Source organism: Treponema sp. UBA3813 (assembly GCA_002368605.1).
GTDB lineage: Bacteria > Spirochaetota > Spirochaetia > Treponematales > Treponemataceae > Treponema_D.
This window is the reverse complement of sequence record DFEB01000046.1, coordinates 1-6985: the sequence shown is the minus strand read 5'-3', so window position 1 is coordinate 6985 and position 6985 is coordinate 1. Positions and strand designations below refer to the sequence as shown.

The following is a 6985-nucleotide window of genomic DNA, read 5'->3' as shown; positions in this document are numbered from 1 at the left end:
GATGCAGATATTGAAGATTCACTAAGGCAGTTAGGCCTTACCTATATCGACCTTTGTCTTTTGCATCAGCACGGCTCCAGCTCAGGCGACGATGCAGTTTACAAGGCTATGATTCGTGCAGCAAAAGACGGAAAAATCCGCTCAATCGGAATCTCAAATTTTTACACAGAAAAAACAGTAAGCCATTTTATAAATGATTTTGAAATTCCTCCAGCTGTCATACAAAACGAAAATCACCTCAAATATCAGAACAACTCTTTTAGAGACTGGGCTGCAAAAAAAGGAATCTACATAGAAAGCTATTATCCTTTCGGCGGTCGAGGTCATACAGCAGAGCATCTGAAAAATCCGCAGGTTCTTGAAATTGCAAAGAAACACAATACGTCGAGACAAGGCACGCGTACGCTTAAAGCCTTGACTTCGCCGTTTTTAGGGTTTGTAATAAACCCTAAATAAAACCGCCGCTCAAATAATTGTACGCTGGCATTTGCAGGCAGGATACATCGCAATACCGGGCAGCAGCAATTCTTCCCACATTGCAGAAAATTTTGACGTCTGGGATTTTGAGCTGACAGATTCTGAAATGAAAGAACTTACAAAACTGAATACTGGAAAACGGTACGAAAACTGGTAAACAAAAAGAGCATCTCGAAAAGTCTTACTGCCGATTCCTAAATCCCTTCATCCCATTTTCAAGCAAAGTCGTTGCAAGCTCAATCATTTCTTCCATTGGAATCTTACGGCCGTCAGAAACCCATTGGCGGTAGAGTGTAAGAACCGATGTTGAATAAGCCCTTACAATATTCTGGATATAGGTGCTTTTGTCATGGAGGGTTTTAGTCTGCTGATGGGTATGCGCCGAAACTTTTTTCTGCATTCCTTCGCGGATATAATCAAAACGGCTGTCGCAGGTAACCTTCTTAAAAAAATCATCCTGCGCTTCGTTGTATTCAAAAAAGCTTCTTACAAGTTTCGGATAATCTTCTGTGTAGGTAAGGTCTTTTACCTTTTCAATATATTCGCTGATATGCCTGCTTTGAATCTCCTTCAAAACATCATCCGTAGTTTCATAATGCAGATAGAAAGTGTTGCGGTTAATTCCGGCCCTGTCCGCAATGGCCTTGACCGTCACCTTTTCATAAGGCAGTTCGCAGACCAGTTCCTTAAAAGCCTTTTTAATTGATTCCTTGGTTCGTGCAATTCTTAAATCTTCTTTTTTCTCGGTCATGATTTTCCTCTTTTTCTGGGCGCATCCCTCACTACGTTCGGGTCGGGCTATCCGCGGTCGCTTGAAACTTCGCACATTCGTGCTCGTTGCGAAATCCGCTATCGCTCCAGCCTCCTCGCTCCGCCTGCGACTCCGTTGCGGTGGCCGGCTTCGCCGCCGCTACTATCCCTTGCGCATTTCTAGGCACATTTTAAAAATCTGTCGCATATCTCACACTTTGCCACATTCTGCCCATTGAGCTGGCGGAAATTCATGCTATGCTTTTCAAGAAAATTATAAGACACTTGCCCATTATTTTGCAAGTGCTGAATGAAAAACACAAAGGAGCGGCTATGGCGGTTACTATGACAGATTCAAAGGAAAACATAATGGGAACGATGAGCGAAGGGAGGCTTTTGTTAAAGATGGCTCTTCCCATGATTTTTCGGTCTTGGTTTCGTCGCTCTACAACATTGTGGATTCGATTTTTGAGGGGCGGCTCGGTTCGGCTCGGCGATGCGAAGGGGCGCGGCGACGAGGAAGCGGCAAACGCTTTCTTCACGGCTTCCGTCCTCCTCATGATTGTGCTTGCATCTCTTTTGTGGGTGCTGTTCGCCCTGTTCCACGATGCCGTGTTCATTTTTTTCGGCGCATCTGAGGAAATTCTTCCGAAAGTGATGGAATATGCGAAGTGGATTATCCGCTTCTTCCCGATTTTCATCGCGCCCACATTCATCGGCTCGTTCGTGCGGAACGACGGGAATCCGCGGCTTGCAACATTTACTGTGTCGCCCCAAATATCGTAAATGAATTTTGTCTTGCCAATTACTCCAGCAACAAGATTTCCGGTATTTATTCCCATCCGTATCTGGATTTTTACAGCAGAATCCTTATTAAATGAATTTATATCATCTAAAAGCCCCCGTGCAAAATCAATCATTTTTACAGCCCCGCCGTTGTCATAATCTTTTGTAAGTCCAGCGGCTGCCATGTATGCATCCCCAATCGTTTTGATTTTTTCAATTCCTTCGCGTCTGGCCCTTTCGTCAAAAAGCGAAACCATTTTATTGAGCATGTTTACAACTTCATCAGCCGTCATATATCCGCTGATTTTTGTAAATCCGACTATATCAGTAAAAAGAACCGTAACATTCGGAAAATTCTGGGCAATCGTTTTTCCCGGATGCTCTGTAAGCTCGACAGAAACTTCTTTTGGCAAAATATTTAAAAGCAGATTTTCTGACTTTTCTTTTTCCAGCTTCAGCTAATAAGTCCGCTCTTCAACTTTTTTTTCAAGTTCCTCGTTATATTTCTGCATTATCTGAATGCGCTCTTCCTGCATCTTGTTTATGTCAATAATATTTTGAACTGTATTTTCTGTCATTTTCAAAAAGGAGGCATACAAATTTTCAACTTCATCGCCAGTGCGGATGTCGAGCTTCTTTATTGCAGAAACACAGGCATTCATGCCGTCAACATTTCCGTTTTTTCCCATAAAATCAATTGCATGGCGTGAAATACCGTTTATCGGATTAACAAGAAATTTTGTCGAAATCCAAAGTCCCAGTCCCACAACCAAAATGACCGCAACAAGCGAAAGAATGATTGTCCTAAAAAGGAATTTCAGTCTGTATGTTCGAAGAAGCACCATGGAAATATCAACGCCAACATAGCAGACGCATTTTCCGTTTGAGTCAAAAATCGGATGATAGTGCGTCAAAAAGCCATCCGTAAGAATCATTTGACTCAAGCGCCGGAATTTGTTTTCCCTCAAGCAAATCAGGAACATAAGGCAAAAAAGTCGGATCAAATTCAATCAGCGCATCAACGGCATAATCACCGCTTCCTTCATCAGTGTCAAAAATTACATGGCAGCCGTCTTCCCGAATTTGGTACACATAAAGATATTAAATATCCGGAACATTTTTTTGAAGATTATTTAACCGGCTTAAAGTTTCCTCGTATCCTAATGCAGTCCGTCCTTCTGCTTTATAACGCAGGGATTTTTCATTTTTTTTCGATGCCGATGCCATAAATGGTCTTCCAGTCATTTTTCATGGAGATGGGGATCCATCCGTTTGCAGCACAGTCCGATCGCATCTTGTCGGCTTTGGTTATATTGCCGTACTCACGCTCAATGTCATCGCAACAGAGCATAAAGCCAAGCGACTTGTATTCGTTGTTGTGAATGGTGTAGTTCACCATGCTAGCATCTGTAAGGCTGTTTCCAAAAGCAAGAACCGGTTGATAGCCGATTTCCTTTACAATTGTGGAAACCTTGTTCATCTGCAAGTTCTTGATAATATTCACACCGCCAAGCAAAATGTCGTCATCTTTACTGAAAGTATAATCCAACCCATCCTTTCCATCCTGATTCATAGCAACAAGCACATTATCGGAGCCTATAACCTGCTTTGGCGGCAGTCCAAGGGCATCGCATACTAAGGCTCGAAGGATAAGGCGGTTCGTTCCACTGGAAACATACACAGTGAATCCGTTCTGCACAAGATAGTTCACAACTTCCACCATCGGCTTATAGAAAGCGTCCGCCCGCTTGAGGTTCTTGTAGCCAGGCTGATCACTCTGCATGAATGAGCGCACATAGGAATCAAATTCTTTGAGTGTAAAGCCTTTGTACACACTTGCAAGCATCCGCTCATATTCCGCTCCTAAAGGAGGCACTCTTCCCGTCCTTCGGAAATCCTCAGCCAGTGCACGCTGCTCCTGCGAAGGTGTGTAATTCGGATCGTCAAGCACGCGATGAATAAAGAGCTGGAAATCAAAGTAAGTGGGATTTGTCTCGCAAAAAAGAGTTCCGTCAAGGTCAAACGTAGCGATTCTGCGCTCAACAGGGATAAAGTCAGGAGAGTTTTTGGTGGTGACAGCAGACACATAAGAAAAGAGAGCCTTCTTTGCAGGCGCGTCATCATTCCAAAGTGAGAGCGCACCTTTTCCTGTGCGAGGAGTACTTGCACAGGAAACAAAAATAAATGATGCAAATGTTGCGAGTAAAACTAACATTGCAAAACGAAATGTTTTCTTCGTTGTTTCCATGAAAATTTCTCCTTATGTTTTTTCTATTTTACAGGATAGTCAAAGTAAGTGTCGGGATACGGCTCGTCTTTGAGGGTAAAGTGCCACCATTCCTCTTCGAGAGGCTTGAAACCATGGCGGAGCATAGCTTCTCGAAGAATCATGCGGTTTGCATACTGTTCCTCGGAAATTTGCATGTAGTCGGGATGGCTTTCAATTCCGAACCAGTCGAAAGTGCCACCCATATCAACCTCTTTTTCACTCTCCATATCGAACAATGTCAAATCCACCGTACTCCCACGACTGTGCCCCGATTTTTCTGCAATGTAGCCCTGAGTAAACAACACTGATTTATCAAGGTTCGGATAGAAATACTGTTTCATCCTAGTGTCCGAAGTATCTTTAGCCCAATTTATAAAATGCGTTACTGCACGCTGAGGTCGATATGCATCGTAGATTTTGAGGCGGTAGCCTTGAGCCTTTACATCATCGCTCACAGCTTTCAAAGCCTCTGCCGCTTCGGTGGTAAGAAGTGCAACAGGCTTTTCATAGCCGTTAATGCGATCTCCAACAAAGTTGTAGGTGGAATAGTAGCGGATTTCAAGAATCGCATCGGGAACAGCTTCTGCAAGATAGACAAAGCCTTTCGGTGCGACATCACTTTGTTTACATGATACGTAAAGTACCGAAAAAGCAATTGCTATAACAGTGGCAAAAATAATAGATTTTTTCATTTGAATTCCTCCAGATACTCTTCAAGCACAAGTCCTGAATCGGTAATTTCCTGTGCAACTTCTACACTCCCCACATAACGAATGTGCCACGGTTCATATGAATACCCCGTAATTTTTTCTTTGCCTTTTAAGAACCTAAGGATAAAGCCGTGATTTGGGAGTTCCTTGTGAATTCTAGAGAAAAGCTCAGGAAGCTGCATCATATCCTCATTCTCCCACTTCCATTCTCCGTTAACCTTTGGCACTATGTCAATTGCAAGCCCGGTATGATGCTCACTCGTTCCTGGAACCGCCACGGTGTTGCGGGCATACTCTTCACCGTATTTTTCAGTAAAATCGAGCATTATTTGCTCCTGATATTCCACGCTACGATACGCCGAGTCAATACCAATTTCAATTCCCTGTTTTTCAAGAGCAGATTGCAACGAAAGGTATGCTTCGTAAGTAGCTTTCTCGATTTCGGCAGTTTCGTCATCATAAACGGTATCCACCGTCACAAGGTCAAGGCTTTTTGCATAATCCACACTTATAGGGTGCGTCTTGTTTACCAACACAAGGTAATCAGGATGTTTTCCCTTGTAACCGTAGTTTTTTGTACTTTCACAGCCAACGACAAAAAATCCAAAAGCAAATATCAAAATTGTGCTAAAAGCTTTCAGTTTCTTCATTTTTTCCTCCTTTAGTAAAAAGTGAGAGCCTCTAAAAACTTCAGTTTTTGAGGCAACACTGTATTGCTAGCATAGCTTAAAAGCAATGGCTCTTGACTAGTATCTTTTCAGAATTTTAGTCAGCTCCTTGTATAAATCATCGTTGCGGTGGTTGTATCGCAACTCGCACTCCATCAAATGTATCACAAATTTGTCGGAATCACAACCGTTGAATTTGGCGAAGCTCCACGCAAACAAAGTTTGCACGTTCTCGATTCCGTTCACATGGTATTTCCCTCTTGCGAATTCGTTTTCACTATGGAAAACCCGGTAGTGGTCGTAGCCGTTGAGAATCAAGCCGTCATAAGCCTTCCAGCCGTCAGAATGAATCGTCGAGCCTTCAAGCACAAGGCAAGAGTATTATAGGCATTAAGCTCTCTTTTGAGCAGACAGGGACAATCAGGACGATGACTTTCCCGCTCGCGGCAGGATTGCTTTATATTTTCTCCGCACAAGCGTGGATTTCCTGTTACTTCTTCTCGCTTATCCCCGCTTTCCGCATTGTCCATTCCACCGCGCGGGTAATCGTTACGGTCATCGCGAGGTAAATCACGGCGGCGATGAGGTAGGCGGAAAGGTAGCGGTAGTAGAATCCCGCGACCGTGCCTGTGGCGAACATCAGCTCCACGAAGCCGATGATGTTCAGCACGGAAGTTCCCTTGATGTTGTTCACGAGTTCGTTTCCGATTGCGGGGAGCGCGTTCTGGAGTGCCTGCGGGAAGATTATGCGCGTCATCGTCTGCCAGTGGCTCGCGCCGTCCATCTGCGCGGCTTCCACAGGAGAGCGGTCGAGCGACTCCATTCCCCCGCGCAACGCTTCGGCAAGGTAGGCGGCGGTGTTCATCGAAACGGTGATGAGCGCGGCTGCGAAGAAGCTCCACGCGCGGTTTATCTCGCTTAGCGGCTGCCCCGGCATAAGAGCGCGGGCGACCTCGAAGCCCGCGTAGTAGATGATGCACGACTGCACCATCATCGGGGTTCCACGCACGACGGCGACATAGATTTTTTCCGCTCGGACTGCAAGGCGTTTTGCGGCGCGGACGATGAGCGGGTCTTTTTTCTGCGCGGGAAGCGCACGGCAGAACGAGAGCAGAACGGCGAGCGCAAAGCCGATGACCGTCCCAAAGACCGACACGCGGAGTGTCCCCCACGCGCCGCGAATCCAAGTGGCGCGGTTGTTCACGAGCATATACGCCATCGACGGAAGGAGCGAGTCGGGGCAGGAATCGAGTGCGGCGGCTCGGCGGCAATACGGCACGACGAACGCGAGGAACGCGGCGGCAAGGATGGCAAGGATGGCAAGG

Annotated in this window: 10 protein-coding genes and 2 pseudogenes; 3 read left to right on the top strand and 9 right to left on the bottom strand. The window is 45.4% G+C overall.

Features of this window, described 5'->3' with window-relative positions; genetic code table 11:
- Both B2089_RS07790 and B2089_RS12100 read left to right on the top strand, forming a co-directional pair.
- The coding region (locus B2089_RS07790; RefSeq protein ID WP_296686626.1) for an aldo/keto reductase at positions 1-456 on the top strand (456 nt) is incomplete at its 5' end.
- A gap of 31 nt (positions 457-487) precedes the next feature.
- The gene (locus B2089_RS12100) at positions 488-634 is read left to right on the top strand and encodes an aldo/keto reductase (protein WP_414717867.1); all 147 of its coding nucleotides are present in this window, start codon (positions 488-490) and stop codon (positions 632-634) included.
- Between the two features lie 24 nt (positions 635-658).
- Here the strand turns inward: B2089_RS12100 and B2089_RS07785 are convergent, their stop codons facing one another.
- Positions 659-1228: a TetR/AcrR family transcriptional regulator gene (locus tag B2089_RS07785; protein WP_296686623.1), complete on the bottom strand. Its 570-nt coding sequence runs from the start codon at positions 1226-1228 to the stop codon at positions 659-661.
- A gap of 257 nt (positions 1229-1485) precedes the next feature.
- Between B2089_RS07785 and B2089_RS12095 the strand changes: the two genes are divergently transcribed.
- Positions 1486-2013, top strand: coding sequence for an MATE family efflux transporter (locus tag B2089_RS12095; RefSeq protein ID WP_414717868.1), 528 nt, complete (start codon positions 1486-1488; stop codon positions 2011-2013).
- On the opposite strand, the pseudogene B2089_RS12090 reads toward B2089_RS12095, so the two are convergent.
- The 8 genes and pseudogenes from B2089_RS12090 to B2089_RS07745 all read right to left on the bottom strand — a co-directional run.
- Positions 1986-2426: pseudogene (locus tag B2089_RS12090) on the bottom strand (adenylate/guanylate cyclase domain-containing protein); the annotation flags it as partial. The gene B2089_RS12095 and the pseudogene B2089_RS12090 overlap by 28 nt on opposite strands.
- 45 nt (positions 2427-2471) lie before the next feature.
- Entirely contained in the window at positions 2472-2948 is a 477-nt protein-coding gene (locus tag B2089_RS07775) for a HAMP domain-containing protein (protein WP_296686618.1), read from the bottom strand.
- On the bottom strand, positions 2902-3105 hold the full coding sequence (locus tag B2089_RS07770) for a hypothetical protein (protein ID WP_296686615.1): 204 nt from the start codon (positions 3103-3105) through the stop codon (positions 2902-2904). Before B2089_RS07770 ends, B2089_RS07775 begins: the two co-directional genes overlap by 47 nt.
- 109 nt (positions 3106-3214) lie before the next feature.
- Entirely contained in the window at positions 3215-4261 is a 1047-nt protein-coding gene (locus B2089_RS07765) for an HAD family hydrolase (RefSeq protein ID WP_296686613.1), read from the bottom strand.
- A gap of 23 nt (positions 4262-4284) precedes the next feature.
- On the bottom strand, positions 4285-4974 hold the full coding sequence (locus tag B2089_RS07760; RefSeq protein WP_296686610.1) for a M15 family metallopeptidase: 690 nt from the start codon (positions 4972-4974) through the stop codon (positions 4285-4287).
- Positions 4971-5642, bottom strand: coding sequence for a M15 family metallopeptidase (locus B2089_RS07755; protein WP_296686608.1), 672 nt, complete (start codon positions 5640-5642; stop codon positions 4971-4973). Before B2089_RS07755 ends, B2089_RS07760 begins: the two co-directional genes overlap by 4 nt.
- Before the next feature lie 96 nt (positions 5643-5738).
- Positions 5739-6102, bottom strand: a pseudogene (locus B2089_RS07750) (transposase); the annotation flags it as partial.
- 48 nt (positions 6103-6150) lie between these two features.
- Positions 6151-6985 (bottom strand): amino acid ABC transporter permease (locus B2089_RS07745; RefSeq protein ID WP_296686607.1); only part of this gene is annotated, 835 nt, incomplete at its 5' end.